The organism is Streptomyces sp. NPDC088097, from assembly GCF_044741845.1.
Lineage (GTDB): Bacteria > Actinomycetota > Actinomycetes > Streptomycetales > Streptomycetaceae > Streptomyces.
The window spans coordinates 1-17,060 of the sequence record NZ_JBIUTJ010000015.1 but is presented as its reverse complement, the minus strand read 5'-3'; the positions used below and the strand labels follow the sequence as shown (position 1 = coordinate 17,060).

The 17,060-nt window shown below is 70.3% G+C and carries 16 protein-coding genes; 4 read left to right on the top strand and 12 right to left on the bottom strand.

What is annotated here, in order from left to right; translation table 11 throughout:
• Positions 1 to 18: 18 nt before the first annotated feature.
• The 11 genes from ACIOD1_RS29315 to ACIOD1_RS29265 all read right to left on the bottom strand — a co-directional run bounded on the left by ACIOD1_RS29315 (position 19) and on the right by ACIOD1_RS29265 (position 10,830).
• Entirely contained in the window at positions 19 to 723 is a 705-nt protein-coding gene (locus tag ACIOD1_RS29315; protein WP_365625713.1) for a hypothetical protein, read from the bottom strand.
• The gene (locus ACIOD1_RS29310) at positions 720 to 1,262 is read right to left on the bottom strand and encodes a hypothetical protein (RefSeq protein WP_365625716.1); all 543 of its coding nucleotides are present in this window, start codon (positions 1,260 to 1,262) and stop codon (positions 720 to 722) included. Before ACIOD1_RS29310 ends, ACIOD1_RS29315 begins: the two co-directional genes overlap by 4 nt.
• Positions 1,259 to 2,536 (bottom strand): MlaD family protein, encoded by a 1,278-nt coding sequence (locus tag ACIOD1_RS29305; RefSeq protein WP_365625719.1) that lies wholly within the window; start codon positions 2,534 to 2,536, stop codon positions 1,259 to 1,261. Before ACIOD1_RS29305 ends, ACIOD1_RS29310 begins: the two co-directional genes overlap by 4 nt.
• Positions 2,533 to 3,774 carry an MCE family protein gene (locus ACIOD1_RS29300; RefSeq protein WP_401905817.1) on the bottom strand — a complete coding sequence of 414 codons (1,242 nt, stop codon included), beginning with the start codon at positions 3,772 to 3,774 and terminating at the stop codon, positions 2,533 to 2,535. Before ACIOD1_RS29300 ends, ACIOD1_RS29305 begins: the two co-directional genes overlap by 4 nt.
• 89 nt (positions 3,775 to 3,863) lie before the next feature.
• Positions 3,864 to 4,892, bottom strand: a complete 1,029-nt coding sequence (locus ACIOD1_RS29295) for an MCE family protein (RefSeq protein ID WP_401905815.1) — start codon at positions 4,890 to 4,892, stop codon at positions 3,864 to 3,866.
• Entirely contained in the window at positions 4,892 to 5,944 is a 1,053-nt protein-coding gene (locus tag ACIOD1_RS29290; RefSeq protein WP_401905657.1) for an MCE family protein, read from the bottom strand. Before ACIOD1_RS29290 ends, ACIOD1_RS29295 begins: the two co-directional genes overlap by 1 nt.
• A complete protein-coding gene (locus ACIOD1_RS29285; protein ID WP_401905655.1) occupies positions 5,941 to 6,996 on the bottom strand; it encodes an MCE family protein in 1,056 nt (351 codons plus the stop codon). Before ACIOD1_RS29285 ends, ACIOD1_RS29290 begins: the two co-directional genes overlap by 4 nt.
• Positions 6,993 to 8,246, bottom strand: coding sequence for an MCE family protein (locus ACIOD1_RS29280; protein ID WP_401905653.1), 1,254 nt, complete (start codon positions 8,244 to 8,246; stop codon positions 6,993 to 6,995). The genes ACIOD1_RS29285 and ACIOD1_RS29280 overlap by 4 nt, the downstream gene beginning before the upstream one ends.
• A gap of 1 nt (position 8,247) precedes the next feature.
• Entirely contained in the window at positions 8,248 to 9,054 is an 807-nt protein-coding gene (locus ACIOD1_RS29275) for an MlaE family ABC transporter permease (RefSeq protein WP_401905651.1), read from the bottom strand.
• Between the two features lie 4 nt (positions 9,055 to 9,058).
• Positions 9,059 to 9,823, bottom strand: coding sequence for an ABC transporter permease (locus ACIOD1_RS29270; protein WP_365625737.1), 765 nt, complete (start codon positions 9,821 to 9,823; stop codon positions 9,059 to 9,061).
• On the bottom strand, positions 9,820 to 10,830 hold the full coding sequence (locus ACIOD1_RS29265; protein WP_365625740.1) for an ATP-binding cassette domain-containing protein: 1,011 nt from the start codon (positions 10,828 to 10,830) through the stop codon (positions 9,820 to 9,822). The genes ACIOD1_RS29270 and ACIOD1_RS29265 overlap by 4 nt, the downstream gene beginning before the upstream one ends.
• A 742-nt stretch (positions 10,831 to 11,572) precedes the next feature.
• Here ACIOD1_RS29265 and ACIOD1_RS29260 point away from each other — a divergent pair.
• The 4 genes from ACIOD1_RS29260 to ACIOD1_RS29245 all read left to right on the top strand — a co-directional run bounded on the left by ACIOD1_RS29260 (position 11,573) and on the right by ACIOD1_RS29245 (position 16,514).
• Positions 11,573 to 12,208, top strand: a complete 636-nt coding sequence (locus ACIOD1_RS29260) for a hypothetical protein (protein WP_365625743.1) — start codon at positions 11,573 to 11,575, stop codon at positions 12,206 to 12,208.
• Between the two features lie 189 nt (positions 12,209 to 12,397).
• Complete coding sequence (locus tag ACIOD1_RS29255; protein ID WP_401905646.1) at positions 12,398 to 14,020, top strand: DUF6801 domain-containing protein; 1,623 nt, start codon at positions 12,398 to 12,400, stop codon at positions 14,018 to 14,020.
• Positions 14,021 to 14,142: 122 nt separating this feature from the next.
• A complete protein-coding gene (locus ACIOD1_RS29250) occupies positions 14,143 to 15,087 on the top strand; it encodes a hypothetical protein (RefSeq protein ID WP_365625749.1) in 945 nt (314 codons plus the stop codon).
• Positions 15,088 to 15,302: 215 nt separating this feature from the next.
• Positions 15,303 to 16,514: a helix-turn-helix domain-containing protein gene (locus tag ACIOD1_RS29245; RefSeq protein WP_365625752.1), complete on the top strand. Its 1,212-nt coding sequence runs from the start codon at positions 15,303 to 15,305 to the stop codon at positions 16,512 to 16,514.
• Positions 16,515 to 16,665: 151 nt separating this feature from the next.
• Here ACIOD1_RS29245 and ACIOD1_RS29240 read toward each other — a convergent pair.
• Positions 16,666 to 17,060, bottom strand: a 395-nt coding sequence (locus ACIOD1_RS29240) for a transposase (RefSeq protein ID WP_401905644.1), incomplete at its 5' end; no start/stop codon positions are given.

Genomic DNA, 17,060 nt, shown 5'->3' with positions numbered 1-17,060 from the left:
CCGTCTCCCGCTCATCTCTCAGCGGGCCTTGATGTCGACGATCTGCCACCGGTCGTCCAGATACCGGGCGGTGACGGTCAGTTGGGCTGCGGCCGAGGTGGTGGCGCCCTCGTCCCGCCGCGAGGTCTGGTCCAGGAGAACCAGGAGTCGGGCGGTGTCCCCGTGCAGTTCGATCACCCCGGTGCGAACGACCCGCGTGTTCAGGGTGATCTTCTGCGTCTCCAGGTTCGCGCGGAGCCGGCCGAACAGGTCGTCGTACTGCCGGGCCGCTTTCCCCCCGAGCACCGTCCGTGCCGACCGGGCGGTGGCTTCGGCGCCGGTCGGGGTGTACGAGAAGATCCTGGCCAGTCCGTCGCCGACCTCGCCGTTGATCCGCTCGGTGGTCGCGGTGTCGGTCAGGGCGCGGTTCTGTGCGGACGGGGCGGAGCGCAGCTGGTGCGCGCCGTAGAGGAAGGCTCCCCCGCCCGCGAGCAGGAGGGTGACGGCTGCCGCCAAGGCCACCGTGCGCCACCGACCGCGACCGCCGAAGCGGGAGCCGGGGTCGGGGCCGGGGTCGGGGTCGCAGCCCTGGTTGGCGTCCTGGACGTCCGGGGCGGAGTCCCGCGCCTCCGGGTCGGCCCCGTCCGGCTCGTCGTACCCGGCCGCCTCGGCCTTCACGATCGGCTCCCGCGGGGGTTCGGTCTCCGCGTTCCTGCCCGTCGTCTTCCACGAGAGTCGTGTCATTTCGCCTCGCTCCCCCCGGTGGCGGCGACCGAGGGAACATTGTCCGCCCCCGCCACCGGAACGGCGCTCAGCGCCTTGACCTTCCACGTGTCGACGCCCGTGCGTTCCAGGACGGCTTCGAGCCGCTTGCGGTCGCTCGTCGTCTTCGAGGCGCCCTGGGGCGTGACGTCGACGCGCACGGTCGCGATGAGCTTCGCCGTGCCCGCCCGAATGTCCAGCGCGGTGACGGCCGCCTCGGTGACGGTGGCGCGGGCCGATGCGCCCACCGTCGCCGGGGTGGCGCCCAGTTCGGTGTGCAGGGGCCCGGTGGAGGCATCGCGCCACGCCTCGATCCCGGCCTCCGCGTGTTCGCGCGTGGACGCGTCCAGGGTGTTGAGCACCGCGATGTGCTCACGGCCCTCGGCGAGGGCCGCGTCCCGCTCCCGACCGAAGGCGAGGCCGTCGTCGGTACGGGCGTGCGCGTACGTCCAGGCGCCGGTCCCGCAGAAGCCGAGGGCCACCGCCAGTGCCGCGCCGGCGAGGACGCGAGCCCGCCTCATCGGCCGCTGCCGGGGCCGAGGCCGAGCAACCCGGCCATGTCGGTGGGCCCGCCGCCTTGGCCGGGCAGGGCGAGTGCGCCGGGGAGGGCGGCCGTGGACGGCCCGCCGGCGGAGCCCGAGCTGCCCGAGGGCAGGGAGCCCGGTCGGGCCGGGGTGGGGACGGGGCCGCCCTTCGGGGCGTTCGCCGAGCCGCGCACGTTCGTCCCGGACGAGGCCGCGGCGGTGCAGGAGGCTCCGGTGTTGAGGGCGGGAGCGGTGCCGAGGTCGAGGCCGTTGCGGTAGCGCGTTCCGCCGTAGCCGGCGGTGCAGGGCAGGGGCTTGAAGAAGGTGACGGCCATGCCGAGGTTCATCCGTCCTCCGTCGACGGTGGTGGCGCCCGCGGAGACGGCCGCGGGGAACTTCACGAGGAGCTCCTCCATGCCGTGCTGCCGGGTGACGGCGATCTCCGAGGTGGTGAGCAGGTTGGCGAGGACCACGCCGAGGCTGGGGTCGAGGTCGCGCAGGAGGCCGCTGATCTGGGTGGTGGCGTCCGGCGTGACGGCGAGGAGGCGGCGCAGGTCGTTGTCAGAGCCCTTGAGGGTGACGGCCAGCTCGCGCGCACCCGTGGCGAAGTCGCGGATGGCCTGGCCTTCCTCCGCCTGGGTGCGCAGGACGACCTCGCCGTCCTGCATGAGGCGGGTGGTCTCGGGCAGGGCGCGGTCGGCGGCCTGGACGAACGCGCTGCCGCTGTCGATCAGGGCCTGGAGGTCGTCGCCGTGCCCCTCGAACGCCTTGCCCAGCTCGTCGACGACCGTGCGCAGCGAGTCCAGGGGGACGGACCGGGTGAGGTCGTTCATGCTGGTCAACAGGTCGGTGACCGGTGCGGGGACCTCGGTGTCGGCCTGGTCGATGCGGGCGCCCTCCCGGAGGTAGGGGCCGCTGTCGTTGTGGGGCCGCAGGTCGATGTACTGCTCGCCGACCGCGGACAGGCCGGCGACCACGGCCTTCGCGTCGGCGGGTACGGGGGCGGCCGACTTCTTGATGTGCAGCCGAGCCACGACCCCGTCGGCGGTGAGGTCGATCGCACCGACGCGTCCCACAGAGACTCCCCGGTAGGTGACGTCCGAGTGGGGGAACAGGCCGCCGGTTCGGGCGAGGTGGACGTTGACGGTGTAGTAGTCCGCGACGCCGACGTAGCGACCGAGGTCGGCGTAGCGGATGCCGAGGAAGCCGAGCGCGAGGACGGCGATGGCGAGGAACGCGAGGTTCTTCAGCCGTACGGCGAGGGTGATCACCGGTTCTTCCCTCCGTCCCTGGTCGCGGTGGGGGTGCCCGTGGTGCCCGGCGCCGTGCTCTGGACGGGCGGCAGCGGCAGCGGGGAGGTCGGCCGCGTGGACCGGCCGGCGGGCGTTTCCGGATCACCCGGAGGGGTCTCCGGGCCGGTCGGGGTGCCCGGATCGGTCGGGGTCTCAGGATCGGTAGGTGTCTCCGGGTCGGTGGGGGTGCCCGGGTCGGTGGGGGTGCCCGGGTCGGTCGTGGGAGGGGACGTCGGGGTGGGCGGGTCGGCCTTCGGGACGAGCGGGGGGATGATCTGGGTGCCCGGTACGGCGGCGATGTGCAGGTAGGTGTTGAGGTAGTCGCCCTTGACGCCCCGCATCACCTCGTCGGTGAAGGGGTACGTCAGCAGCACCTGGAGCGAGTCGGGCAGGTCGGCGCCCGCGTCGGCGAGTGCCCGCAGGGTCGGTGCCAGGGCCTTGAGGTCGGCGACCATGTCGTCCTTGCCGGCGTTGATGGTGGAGACGGCGACACCGGACAGCGTGTCGAGGGAGCGCAGCATGGTCAGGAGGGAACCCCGTTGGTTCTCCAAGGTCTTGAGGCCCGGTGACAGGTCGGTGAGGACCTTGCCGACGTCCTCCTTGCGTTCGGCCAGGGTGGCGGCGAGGCGGTTGACCCCGTCGAGCGCCTGGGTGATGTCGTCCCGGTGGGCGTCGAGTTCGGTCACGAGGGTGTTGACCCGCTCCAGCATGGAGCGGACCTCCGGCTCGCGTCCGCCCAGTGCGGAGTTCAGTTCCTTGGTGATGGTCTTCAGCTGGTTGACCCCACCGCCGTTCAGCAGCAGGGACAGGGCCCCGAAGACTTCCTCGACTTCGGTGTTGCGGCTGGTGCGGGCGAGCGGGATCGTGCTGCCCTGGCCGAGGCGGGCGCCGCCGGTGTCCTTGGCGGGGGCGGTGAGCTCGATGAACTTTTCGCCGAGCAGGCTGGACTGTTGCAGGCGGGCGCCCGCGTCGGCGGGCAGCCGGATGTCACCGTTGATCTTCATGGTGACGCGGGCCGTCCAGTCGCCGGTCCCGAGGCGGATCTCGGTGACGCGGCCGACGGCGACGTCGTTGACCTTGACCGCGGACTGCGGCACGAGGGAGAGGACGTCGGCGAGTTCGGCGGTGATCGTGTACGGGTGGGAGCCGAGGTCCGCGCCACCGGGCAGCGGCAGGTCCTCGATCCCGTCGAAGCGGGGCAGGTCCGCGGGCAGCATGGCCGCGGTGAGGACCACGACCGCGCCCAGAGCGACGATCCCGCCGATCCGGGGCCCGGCGGCTTTGCCGGCGAAGGGGTTGCGGCGCTTCACCGGTCCCCCTTCGCGGTGGTGGCCGCGGAGCCGCCGGCCACGGGCAGCGGGAGCAATGGTCCGCCCATGCTGATCTCGTTGAGGTTGGCCCGGCCGTCGAGGGTGCGGGTGTTCTCGTTGTACGCGCCCACCACGTTGGCCGCGGCGAGCGGGGCCACGTCGAGGGCCTCGGCGAGGGAGGCCCGCTGATCGACGAGGGTCTGGGTGAGCGGGACCAGCCGGTCGACGTTCTGCTTCAGCTCGCCCCGATGGTCCTGGATGAAGGTCTTGACCTGCGCGAGGGCCTTGCCCAGTTCGGCGAGGGCGCCCGCGAGGTCGTCCTTGTTGTCGGCGAAGAAGCTCACCACGTCGTCGAGGCGTTCCTGGGCGGTGCGGACGTCGCCGTCCTTGTCCTTGAGCATGGTCGTGAACGTCTGGAGCTGCCCCAGGGTGGCGAACAGGTCCTCGCTGCTGCCGTCCAGGGTCTTGGCCGCCTTGCCGAACTCCCGGATGGACGTGCCGATCGCGTCACCGTTGTCCTTGAGGTTCTCGGCGCCGGTGTCGAGCAGGCCGGACAGCGCACCGGTCGCGTTGGCGCCGTCGGGTCCGAGGGCCTTGCCGAGGTCGGTGATCGAGGCGTACAGCTGGTCGATCTCCACGGGAGTGCGGTTGCGGGAGGCGCCGAGGCGGGCATTGTGGGCGAGGGCGGGGCCCGAACCGGCGTACGCCGGGGTGAGTTGGACGTACCGGTCCGCCACGATGCTTGGGGCGACGATGACGGCCCGCGCGTCGGCCGCGACGCGGACCCCGTCATCGACGTGGAGACGGACGCGGACCCGGGTGCCCTCGGGTTCCACGGACTCGACCTCGCCGACGCGTACCCCGAGGATCCTCAGGTCGGATCCGGCGTAGACGCCCACGGCGCGGTCGAAGTAGGCGGTGACACGGATGCCGTCGGAGCCGAGGGCGCGGACGGCGACGAGCCCGCAGGCCGCCAGCACCACGACGGCGAGTCCGAGGACCAGGGATGTTCTCGGTTTGGTCATCATTCACCACTCCCCTTCGCCGCCGCCGCCTGCGTCTGCTGCGGCGGCCGGCATCCGGTCTTGGGCTGCGACGCCTCGGGCACATAGTTCCGGGGCACGACCCCGCACAGGTAGCTGTCGAACCAGTGGCCACTACCGAGGCTGTTGCCGACGAGCCGGTAGTAGGGGCCGACGAGGGCGAGGGTCTTGTCGAGCTGGCCGCTGTTCTTCTCCAGGACCTCGGTGACCCGGCCGAGGGCCTTGAGGGTGGGACCGAGTTGGCGGTCGTTGTCGTCGACGATCCCGCTGAGCTGCGTTCCCAGGTCCCGGCTGCCCTTGAGCAGGGCCCGGATCGCGTCGCGCCGGTCCTTCAGTTCGCCGAGCAGCGAACCGCCGTCCTCGATGAGGGTCTCGAAGCTCGAATTCTTGCCCTCCAGCGTCTTGGTGAACGTCGCGCTCCCCTTGAGGAGTTGCGCCAGTTGGGCGTCGCGGCTGGAGACGGACTTGGACAGTTCGGACAGGCCGGTGGCGGCGCTGCGCACGTTCGGCGGGGAGTTCTTGAAGGTGTCGGAGATCGTCTGGAAGCTCTCGGCGAGCTTTTTGGTGTCGATGGCGTCGACGGTCCCGCTCAGGTCCTGGAACGCCTGGGTCACGTCGTACGGGGAGGTGGTGCGCGCCAGCGGGATGCGGCTGCCCGGGTCCTGGCGTCCGGCGCCCAGCGGGTCCAGGGCCAGGTACTTGTCGCCGAGCAGGGTCTTGATGGCGATGGCGGCGGTGGAGCGGTCGCCGACCCAGGCGTCCCCGACGCCGAACGTCACCTTCACCTTGGGCCCGTCGAGGGCGACCCCGGTGACCGAGCCGACCTTGACCCCGGCGATGCGCACCTCGTCGCCGGTGTCGAGGCCGGCGGCCTCGGTGAAGTCGGCGCTGTAGGTGGTGCCCGCGCCGGTGAACGGAAGGCGGTCCACGTTGTAGGCGAGGACGGCGAGCAGGGCCAGCACGACGAGTCCCACGGCCGCCACCGCGACGGGGTCGCGGTCCTTGACGGGGGTGAACCTGGGCGGGCGGCTCATCCTCGGCACCTCGATTCGGTGACGACGATTCCGGTCGGCGGCGTGGAGCCGTCGGAGGTGCTCACGCCGCTCACGCGGGCCTCGCAGAGGTAGAGGTTGAACCACGATCCGTACGAGGACAGCCGGGCCAGGGCGGTCATCTTGCCCGGGGTGCGGTTGAGGAAGTCCTCGATCTGCGGAGTGTGGTCGCCGAGGGTGTTCGAGAGGCGGCCCAGTTCACCGATGGTCTGCTTCAGGGGGGCGCGCCCTTCTTGGAGGAGCCCGGCGGTCACGGTGGTGAGGTCGCCCATCGCCTGGACGGCCTCGCCGAGCGGTTCGCGGTCGTCGTTGAAGCCGGTGACGAGCTTCTGGAGGGTGACGACGAGGTCGTCGAAGGCGGCCTCGCGCGTGTTGATCGTGTCCAGGACGGTGGTGAGGTTGCCGACCACTTGGCCGATCAACTTGTCCTTGGCGGCGACGGTCTGGGTGAGTGAACCGATGTGGCGCATGAGGCTGTCCACGGTGCCGCCCTCGCCTTGGAGCACTTGGACGAGTGATTCCGAGAGTTCGTTGACGTCGCTCGGCGACAGGCCCTCGAAGAGCGGCTTGAACCCGTTGAAGAGCAGCGTCATGTCGAGCGCGGGCGTCGTGCGGTCGAGGGGGATCGTGGAGCCGGGCCGCAGGGTGCCGCTCACGTCGCCGCTGCCCCGGTCGAGGGCCACGTAGCGTTGCCCGACCATGTTGAGGTACTTCACCCCGGCGGTGACCGAGCCGGGGAGCGGGCGGTCCTCGCGGATGCGGAAGGTGACCTGGGCGGTACGCCGGTCGACGACGCGGACGTCGGTCACCTCCCCGACCTTCACGCCCGAGATCCGGACGCTGTCACCGCCGATGAGCCCGGTGACGTCGGTGAACAGCGCCTTGTACGAGCGGGTGCCGGAGCCCACTCCGGTGTTGGCGATGCTGAGCGCGAGCACGGTCGTGGCGAGCGCAGTGACAAGGACGAAGATCAAGGACTTGACCAGCGGGCCGGTCAGGGGACGCCGTCGGGTGTGGGCGTGGTCGTTCGTCACTTGAGGACCACCTCCGCTCCGCGGTACGCGGGGCCCGCCAGCAGGCTGCTCCAGTCGGGCAGGTCGCCGGGGGTCTTGCCGGTGGCCGGGGCGAGCAGTTCGTTCAGGAGGTCGTTCTCCTGGGGTGAGTTGGCGGGCCCGAGGTTCTGCTCGGCCGCCGCCGTGGCGCGGGCGGCGGGTGCGACTGGGACGCCGAGGTAGGGCACGGGATAGCAGTGCGGTCCGCCGCCCGCGGTGTAGGAGGGGGTGTCGCGGCCGGGTACGTACGCGCCGCGCGAGGGCACGGTGACCACGTTGACGTGCAGCCCGGGCTGGTCGGTGCCCTTGCCGAGCGCCTTGTCCATGGCGGGCACGAACTCGGCGAGGGTGCGCAGTGTGCAGGGGAACGAGGAGGAGTACTCGGCGAGCAGCTCCAGGGTGGGCCTGCCGGTGGCGCTGAGCCGGATGATGTTGTCCTTGTTCTGGCGCAGAAAGGCGGTCATGTCCTGCGCGGTGCGGGTGGTGGCACCGAGGGTGCCCGCCAGCTCGCTCTCCTTCTCGGCGAGCGTGCCGCTGGTGGTGGTGAAGTCGGTGAGGGCCGTCACGATGTCCGGGGCCGCGTCCGCGTACAGGTTGCTGACCTTCACGAGTTCCTGGAGGTCCCGGTTGAGCGTGGGCAGTTCGGGGTTGAATTTCTTCAGGTGGGCGTCCAGTTGGGCCAGCGTGGTGCCGAGCTTGTCGCCGCGCCCTTCGAGCGCCTTGGAGACGGCGGACAGGGTGGCGGAGAGCTTCTGCGGCTGGACGGCGGTGAGCATGGGCAGGACGTTGTCCAGAACCTGCTGGAGCTCCACGGCGTTGCCGGAGCGGTCCTCGGGGATGACGTCACCGGCGCCGATCGGCTTGTCCGAAGGCGACGGCGGCGGGACGAGCGCCACGAACCGTTCGCCGAACAGGGTCGTCGGCAGCATCTGGGCCCGCACGTCGGAGGGGACGTCGTCGAGGGTGGCGGGATCCATGGCAAGGGTGAGTCGGGCTCCCCTCTCGGTGGCTTCGATGGAGCGGACCTCCCCGATGACGACGCCGCGCAGTTTGACCTCGGCGCCCGGGTGCATCTCGTTGCCGACGCTGCCGGTCTCGACGGTGATCGGGGCGCTGCTGGTGAACTGTTCGTCGTAGACGGCGATCGCCAGCCAGACGAGGAGGGCGGGGACCAGGAGGAAGACGACTCCGGCGAGCCGGCGGCGCAGGGTTTCACCCCGTGGGCTGCTCATCTCACCCCGCCACCTTCACGGTCGTGGTCGCGCCCCAGAGGGCCAGCGACAGGAAGAAGTCGGTGACGCTGATGACCACGATGGCGTTGCGCACGGACCGGCCCACCGCGATGCCGACGCCGGCGGGGCCGCCGGAGGCACGGAAGCCGTAGTAGCAGTGGGCGAGGATCACCATCACGCTGAAGATCAGGACCTTGAGGACGGACAGCACGACGTCCGTCGGGGACAGGAACAGGTTGAAGTAGTGGTCGTACGTGCCTGGGGACTGGCCGTTGAACAGGACGGTCACGTAGCGCGAGGCGATGTAGGACGAGAGGAGTCCGATCGCGTAGAGCGGGATGATCGCGACGACGCCCGCGATGATGCGGGTGGTGACCAGGTAGGGGATGGAGCGGATGCCCATGCCTTCGAGGGCGTCGACCTCCTCGTTGATCCGCATCGCGCCGAGTTGGGCGGTGAAGCCGGCGCCGACGGTCGCGGAGAGGGCGAGCCCGGCGACCAGGGGTGCGATCTCGCGGGTGTTGAAGTACGCGGAGACGAACCCCGTGAACGCGGCGGTGCCGATCTGGTCGAGGGCCGCGTAACCCTGGAGGCCGACGACGGTGCCGGTGAACAGGGTCATCGCGATCATCACACCGATGGTGCCGCCGATCACTCCGAGGCCGCCGGAACCGAAGGCCACCTCGGCGAGCAGCCGTTGGACCTCCTTGAGGTAGCGGCGCAGCGTGCGCGGGATCCAGGCCAGCGCCTTGACGTAGAACAGGAGCTGGTCGCCGGACCGGTCGAGCCAGACGAACGGGGAGGCCATCGCCTCAGCCTCCCTTCGGCGGGACGATTTGCAGGTAGATTCCCGTCAACACCATGTTCACGAAGAACAGCAGCATGAACGTGATGACGACGGACTGGTTGACGGCGTCGCCGACCCCCTTGGGACCGCCGCGCGGGTTGAGACCGCGGTAGGCGGCGACGATGCCCGCGATGAACCCGAAGACCAGGGCCTTGAACTCGCTGATGTACAGGTCGGGCAGTTGGGCGAGGGCGGAGAAGCTGGACAGGTAGGCGCCCGGGGTGCCGCCCTGGAGGATGACGTTGAAGAAGTAGCCGCCGAGCGTGCCGACGACGGACACCAGGCCGTTGAGGAGCACGGCCACGCCCATCGTTGCCAACACCCGCGGCACGACCAGGCGCTGGACGGGCGAGACGCCCATGACTTCCATCGCGTCGAGCTCCTCGCGGATCTTGCGGGAGCCGAGGTCGGCGCAGATGGCGGAACCGCCGGCGCCGGCGATGAGCAGGGCGACGATGAGCGGGCTCGCCTGCTGGATGACGGCGAGGACGCTGGCTCCTCCGGTGAAGGACTGCGCGCCCAACTGCTGGGTGAGCGAGCCGACCTGGAGGGCGATCACCGCGCCGAACGGGATGGAGACAAGGGCGGCGGGCAGGATCGTGATGCCGGCGATGAACCAGAACTGCTCGACGAACTCCCGGAACTGGAAGGGCCGTCTGAAGATGGACCGGCCCACCTCGGCCGCGAGGGCGAAGAGGCGGCCGGTCTGCCGCAGCGCGCCCGTGATCACGAGCCGCTCCGGCCGGTCGGAAGCCGCAGGGTCGGCGCCTGCGCCCCGCGCGCGTACGTGTCCTCGATGGCGGCGCGGGCGGCGGGCGGCAGGGTGTCCAGCATGCCGAGGACGCGCTCGCGGCGCCTGAGGGCCGCCTGGCGCGGAGGCAATCCGGGCGAGGGCTCCAGTTGTGGGACGATGACCCGGGGCGCGGTGGGCGCGGTGCCGGCCACGGCGATCTCGGCGGCGAGCGTGGCCTCGTCCTTCTCCTCGGACATTCCGATGGGGCCTTCGCGCCGGCCCGCGAGGAACTGTGCCACGACGGGCTCGTCGCTGGTGAGCAGTACTTCGCGCGGGCCGAAGGTGACGAGGTTGCGCCGGAAGAGCATCCCCATGTTGTCGGGGACGGTCGCGGCGATGTCGAGGTTGTGGGTGACGATGAGCATCGTCGCGTCGATCTGCGCGTTGAGGTCGATCAGCAGCTGCGAGAGGTTCGCGGTACGGACGGGGTCGAGGCCGGAGTCCGGTTCGTCGCACAGCACGATCTGCGGGTCGAGCACGAGAGCGCGGGCCAGTCCCGCCCGCTTGCGCATGCCGCCGCTGATCTCGCCGGGTAGCTTGCCCTCGGAGCCGATCAGCCCGACGACGTCGATGCGCTCCATGACGATCCGGCGTATCTCGGACTCCTTCTTCCGCGTGTGCTCGCGCAGTGGGAAGGCGATGTTGTCGAAGAGGGACATGGACCCGAAGAGGGCGCCGTCCTGGAACATGAGGCCGAAGAGTTTGCGGGCCTCGTATATGTCGCGCTCGGGACTGTTCACCATGTCGACACCGGCTACGAGGACGCGTCCCCGTTCCGGTTTCAGCAGTCCGATGAGCGACTTGAGGAACACCGTCTTCCCGGTGCCGGAGGGACCGAGCATGACGCTCACTTCCCCCGCGGGCAACGTCAGGGTCACGTCCTGCCAGATGTTCTGTTTGCCGAAGGACATGGTCAGACCCTCAACGGCTATTTCGATTCCCATACCACCTCCAGCAGACGTGTGCCGCGTGTGCGTCGCGGGCCGCACGTTAGGTCGTTCACGATCACCGGGACAATAGGCAGGACATCAATTCGGCCAGGCGACGCCGAATTTGTCACCGCGCGGACAAAATCGGGTGCACCACTTGTCTCCGAGGAGACACAATCGGACCCGCGGGTCCGTGGGTCGGATCCGCGGAGCCCCACCGAGAGACGTCCGTCCCGGTGGGAGGCCCGGCCGAGACGTCCGTCGTCCGCCGGAACTCCTGCCGTCGGGGGCCGCCAACCAGGTGTCGAGCTGCGCACCGGGAACGCTACGGCCCAGTAACATCTGGCGGCAATAAGCGGGGCCCGAGTTTCTCGCGAAACCCCCACGTCCGGGCACCCCTTGTCACACGGACCACATATGCGCGGCGCCACTTGTCACGCGAGCGATAATTCTCCGCTCGTCTCGAAATGCATACGCCCCGACCCTTGGCACGATGCGGCAACACGATGGACGATCGATCGAAATTATCGACATTGCGCACCCAGGGGCTAAGGCTGCGCCGGGGACCGCTCACCCTGCGAACAGTGAATCGACGCTGCTCAAAGAATCTTGAACTACGCCATTGTTCAGCCAAGTTTCCCGCAAGTAACGTCAGCGTCGCGGCCGAGGAAAACCGAGCCGCGGGCCGTCTGTGTTTCCCCATCCCACAGCCGCGGCCCACCTCTGCCGGTCAATCCCCAAGGAGAGTCCCAGAGTCATGAAGACCACCATCAGAAACCTCGCCGTCGTCACCGGCGCCGCTGCCGCCGCCTTCGCCCTGACCGCGGGGCCGGCCTCGGCCGTGCCGTCCACCACGTGGACCGTCAACCCGTCGCCCTCCACCTACACGGCGACGAACAGCGGGAACATCGTCCTCAGCGTCAACGGCATCGCCATGACGTGTACGACGTCGGGCGCCTCCGGCTCGATGGCCAGCGCCACCGGCAACCCGGCCACCGTCGGCTCGATCAGCGCCATCAACTTCGGCGCCTCCGGCTCGCCCTGCACCAGCGTCCTGGGCAACGTCACCACCGTCGCGACCGTTCCGTGGACCGTGGTGGCCCAGGACTACACCGCCGCGACCGGCGTCACCAAGGGCTACATCGGCAATGTCGACGCCAAGGTCACCGTCGGTGCCTGCGTCTTCCGCGTGACGGGCAAGGCGTCCAGCACCTACACCAACTCGACGGGCAAGCTGGCGGTCGCCAGCACCTCCGGTGAGCTCACCGTCGTCTCGTCGACCAACTGCGGCAGCGCCGTCCCGGTCGGCGCCAAGCCGATCTTCACCGGCGCCTACCTGGTCAAGAAGACCGGCACCACGGTCATCCCGACCATCGTCGGCACCAACCCGTAAGTCGCGCGGGAGTGTCACCGGCACTCCCGGGTCCGTGCGCCCGACCGGCGAGACCGGCCGGGCGTTCGCCGACCCCCGGCGCCCCCGTCGCCCCTCGACGGCACCGATACCGGCGCCTACGCCCACCCGACACGCCGACCGGCCGCTCCGGCCGTCGGCGCCCCGGTCGATCCCCGAGCGGAGCAAGTGATGAGAGGCCACCGTCCCGCCCTGCGCACGCGCCACGTCCGTGCGCGCGGTGCGGCGATCGCCGCCTTCGTGGCGCTCGCCCCGTTGATCCCATCGGCGGTCGCCGCAGTGGGCTCGCAGGAGATCACCGCGAAGCTGCCCTACGACTGCGCCCTGCCGTCGGGTCCGCAACGCGCCGCAGTACGGGTTACGGCCACCTTCCCCGACCGGGCCACGGCCGGTGAACCCGTCCGCCCCACCGGGGTCACCACCACGGTCGAGCTGCCCGCCGCGGCCGTCGCCGACCTGAGGGCCCTCAAGGCCACCACCGTGGTGCCCGAGACCAGGCTGTCCCTCGACGTCGCCCAGCACGGGGCGACGGCGCAGGCCCTCTGGCGGGGCACCGGCGCCGCCCCGCCCGTCGTCGTTCCCCCCGAAGGCCCGCTGACCCTCACCACCAGCGGCGACGCCCCGGTCGTGACGGCGGGCGCCGACGGCGACCTCACCCTCACGGCCACGACCCTGGGCATCGACCTCGCACTCGGCGGCGCCGGCGGCGCGCCGCTCACTCCCGCGTCCCTCTCCCTCGACTGCGTCCTCGCGAAGGACGCCGACGGCCACGGCCTGTTGGCCACCGTGCCGATCGGCCCGGGCCCCTCCACCCCGACCCCGGGTGGCTCGTCCTCCCCGTCGAATGCGGCGTCCGGCCGGCCGACGGGCTCCGCGTCCCCCGCGAACTCCGCCTCCCCCACGGTCCCCGGCGCCCCGAAGGGGTCGCCGACGCCGGGGACTTCCGCGCAGGGGGCGGGAGGGGGCAAGGCGCCGAAGGTCGGCGACGCCCGCACCGGGGTGTCGGCCGGCCGGCCGCAGGCGCCGCCCTGCATCAAGAAGGACCCGACCGACAAGTCCCTCACCGCGTACATCACCGGCTACTCGAACGTCCGCAAACTGGGCGGTGCCTCGATGATCCCGGTGTCGTGCGTGCAGATCGAACAGGGTGACCCGGACATCGCCTTCCCGCCGGACGGGAGCATCCACCTGCTCCAGAAGTCGGCCGCCTATCTCGACTACCAGGGCCGCAAACAGACCCCGCCCTTCAAGTCCACCTTCCTGACCTTCGGTTTCACCCCGACGACGGCGACCATGATCCTGGAACAGGCGGGGCCCATGACCGTCGCTTCGGACGTCCTGCTCGTCTTCCCCGACAACATCGCGGAGACGTACGTGCGCGCCCCGCTGGTCCTGCGCGTACTGGACGTCGAGGTCAACGGCACGCGCCTGGACGTCGGCCCGTCCTGCCGCACCGAGACCCCGCTCAGCTCCCCCGAGCCCGATCCGGCCACGTACCCGGGACCGCACCTGGTGATGCTCGGGAAGGGGCAGCTCATCAACGGAACGGACGCCACCGGTTACGTCCTGACCTCCGGCGGACCGCTGACCGGCGAGGTGACCATCCCCGCCTTCACGGGCTGCGGCGCGGGCGGCGAGGACCTGGACCGGCTGCTGACCGCGTCGATCTCGGGCCCCGGCAACTACGTCAAGCAGATCCAGGGCCAGACGTGCGCGGTGGGCGTCGAGGTACCGACCGAGGGCCAGTGCACCGAGGACCGCCAGCCGTACGTGGTCCCCGCGCCGGAGCGCTGACCCGCACCACCGCCCCGACACCCGGCGCACCCCGGCACCCCGCGCCCGGCACCCCCGCATGCCCGTACCGCCGCACCGCCGCACCACGGACCTGCACCTCCCCCGTCGTCGAAAGGCACTCCATGCCACTCGCCTCAGCACGCACCCGGCTCGCCACCGTTTCGGCGCTCACCGCCTTCGGCGCGTTCGCCTCCCTCGGCACGGCGACCGCCGCCACTCCGGCCCTCAACGGCGCTTGGTCCCCGTTCACCCGCTGCCCCGTCGACTCGCCGACGATGCTCGGGGCGGACGGTCTGGACAAGGCACCGCAGTGCGTCGTCTCCTCCTCCGCGAGCGGGTCCATCAAGCTCGGCAACACCAAGGTCATCACCGGTAACAGCAACCTCCAGATGGGCGTCGTACAGAACTCCGACGGCACCAGCTCGGTCGTCGCGCCCACCTCCGGGGCGATCATCGCCGACTCCGCGGCCGTGCCCGGCGGCCTCCTCGGACTGATGTGTCCGAGCGACATCCCGTTCATCACCAACATCTGCAAGCAGCTCACGGACGGCAAGCTCAACAAGATCACCGCGACCTTGGAGTCGGTGGGCACCCCCTCGAACTTCGACCAGATCGCCGGCGTCGTCACCGACCAGACCATCGTGAACATCCCGGTCCGCATCCACCTGGAGAATCCGTTCCTGGGGAGCAACTGCTACATCGGCACCAAGGACAACCCGATCGTCCTGAAGCCGAAGAACCTCGACTACCCGTCGTTCGCCGTGGAACGGTTCAACGGTGACGGCAGCCCCAACGAGGACGGCGAGATGAGCCGCCTCAACCTGCTCGGCTCCACCCAGAACGACACCTCCTTCGCCGTCCCCGGGGCCAGTGGCTGCGGTCTCGGACTGTTCGGATTGATCGACGCGGCCGTCAACCTCAAGACCGGTCTGCCGTCGGCGGCGGGCAAGAACAGCCTCACCCTCAACAACACCCAGACCTACCTGGGCGGCCTCTACGCCCCGGGCACGATCGCCCCCGACGCGGGTCGGCAGCTCGCCCGGAACTGGCACTCGGCGGTCAAGTAACGGTCATCGAAGGGCGATTCCCGGCCGACTCATCGACCTCCACCCCACCCTCCTGCGTAACTCGTGTTCAAGTGGTGTACTGCACAGCACAGTTGATTTAGCGTCAGCACATCACACTGGTGACACACCTGACGATCGTGCCCCGCGCGACCCAGTCGGCGGGGCACTGCCACACCACTCCCCCATGGGGCGCGCAGGAGAGCAAGGGGTCGGTCATGCCCTCAGTCGCACCACCACCGGACCTCGGTGAGCCGCTCGATCCGCTGCCGAGGGAGTTCGCGGCCTTGATGAGGCCCGAGGTCCCCGGCCTCATCAAGGAGATCCGCGTCGAGGTCCAACGCGTCTATCCGGTGTACGCGCGCCTGCTCAACGGGCCCAACGCGGACGCCATCCGCCAGGGTGTGGAACAGGCACTGGCCACGTTCGTGGAGCGCGTCGCCGATCCCGGCGCGAGCTCGGTCCTGCGCGACGAACTGCTGCGCAAGTTCGGCCGGGTGGAGGCGTACGAGGGCCGCGACCTCGACACCCTCCAGGGGGCCTACCGGCTCGGCGCGCGCATCGCGCTGCGCCGGGCCAAGACCATGGGCCGCCGGTACAACATGTCCCCCTCGCTGATCCTCGCCTTCGCGGACGCGCTCTTCGCCTACGTCGACGAGCTGGAGGCCCTCGCGCGCGAGGGCTACGCGGAGGTCCAGGCACGTGCGGCCTCCGAGGTGTCGGCGTTACGGAGGCAACTGCTCCACCTCATCCTCGTCGGGTCGCCCCTGCCCCTGACGACCATCACCGAGCTGTGCGAGCAGGCGTCCTGGGAACTCCCCGACCAGTGCACGCTGGTGGCGTTACGGGCTCCGGCCCCCGACCACGTACGGGCGTGCCTCGACCGGGACGTCCTCGCCGACCTCGGGATCCCGCAGCCGCACCTGCTGATCCCCGGGCCACTCACCCCCGAACGCCTGGCGATGCTCGAATCTGCCCTGGCGGGCACCCCGGCCGTCATCGGTCTGACCGTGCCACCGCCGCAGGCCGCCGACTCCATCCGGTGGGCCAGGAAGGTGTTGCAGCTCATCGACGACGGAATCGTCCCCGACGAGCCGGTGGTGCACTGCGAGGACCACATGACAACGTTGTGGCTCTTGTCCGACCCCGCACTGGTCACCCACATCGCAGCCCGCGAACTGGCTCCTCTGGGCGGCCTGACCGGCTCCCGGCGCGGGCGCCTGGTCGAGACGTTGCGCGTCCACATCTCCACGCGGGCCCCCGCCGAACAGGTCGGCGAGGTGCTCGGCGTCCACGCGCAGACGGTCCGCTACCGTCTGCGCAACCTCGACGCCCACCTGGGCGACCGCATCACGGACCCGGACCGCCGCTTCGCACTGGAGGCGGCCCTGCGCTCGCTCCACCTCCAGGGCAACGACTACGCGGACTGACCCCGCGCGGCCACCCGCCCGGCGGCGAGAGGGGGCGATGCCAAGGGACCGCCGTCGCTCGATCGGGCCGCATGCTCGTGCAAGTCGAAGGGAGGTGCCCGGCGCCTCCCGCGAACCGCACGGCAACGGCCGGCGCCCCTAGGCAGTGTCTTCAAAGGGGCTTGAGCCAGAGAATCAGGGACGCGATGGTGACGGCTGCTTGGTAGGACTCGCGGGTCTTGTCATAGCGAGTGGCGATCGCGCGGTACTGCTTCAGGCGGTTGAAGCAGCGTTCGACGACGTTGCGCTTCTTGTAGAGCTCCTTGTCGAAGGCGCACGGTCTGCCTCCGGCGCGGCCTCTGCGGGATCGGTTGGCCCGCTGGTCGCGGCGTTCGGGAATGGTGTGGCCAATCCCGCGTTTGCGCAGGTAGGGACGTATCTTGCGGAAGCTGTAGCCCTTGTCGCCCAGAATGTGGTCCGGTCGGGTTCTAGGCCGTCCGGACCCGGCCCGGCGGACCTTGATGGTGCCCATGACGTCCTTGAAGCGGGTGCAGTCGGCGGCGTTGC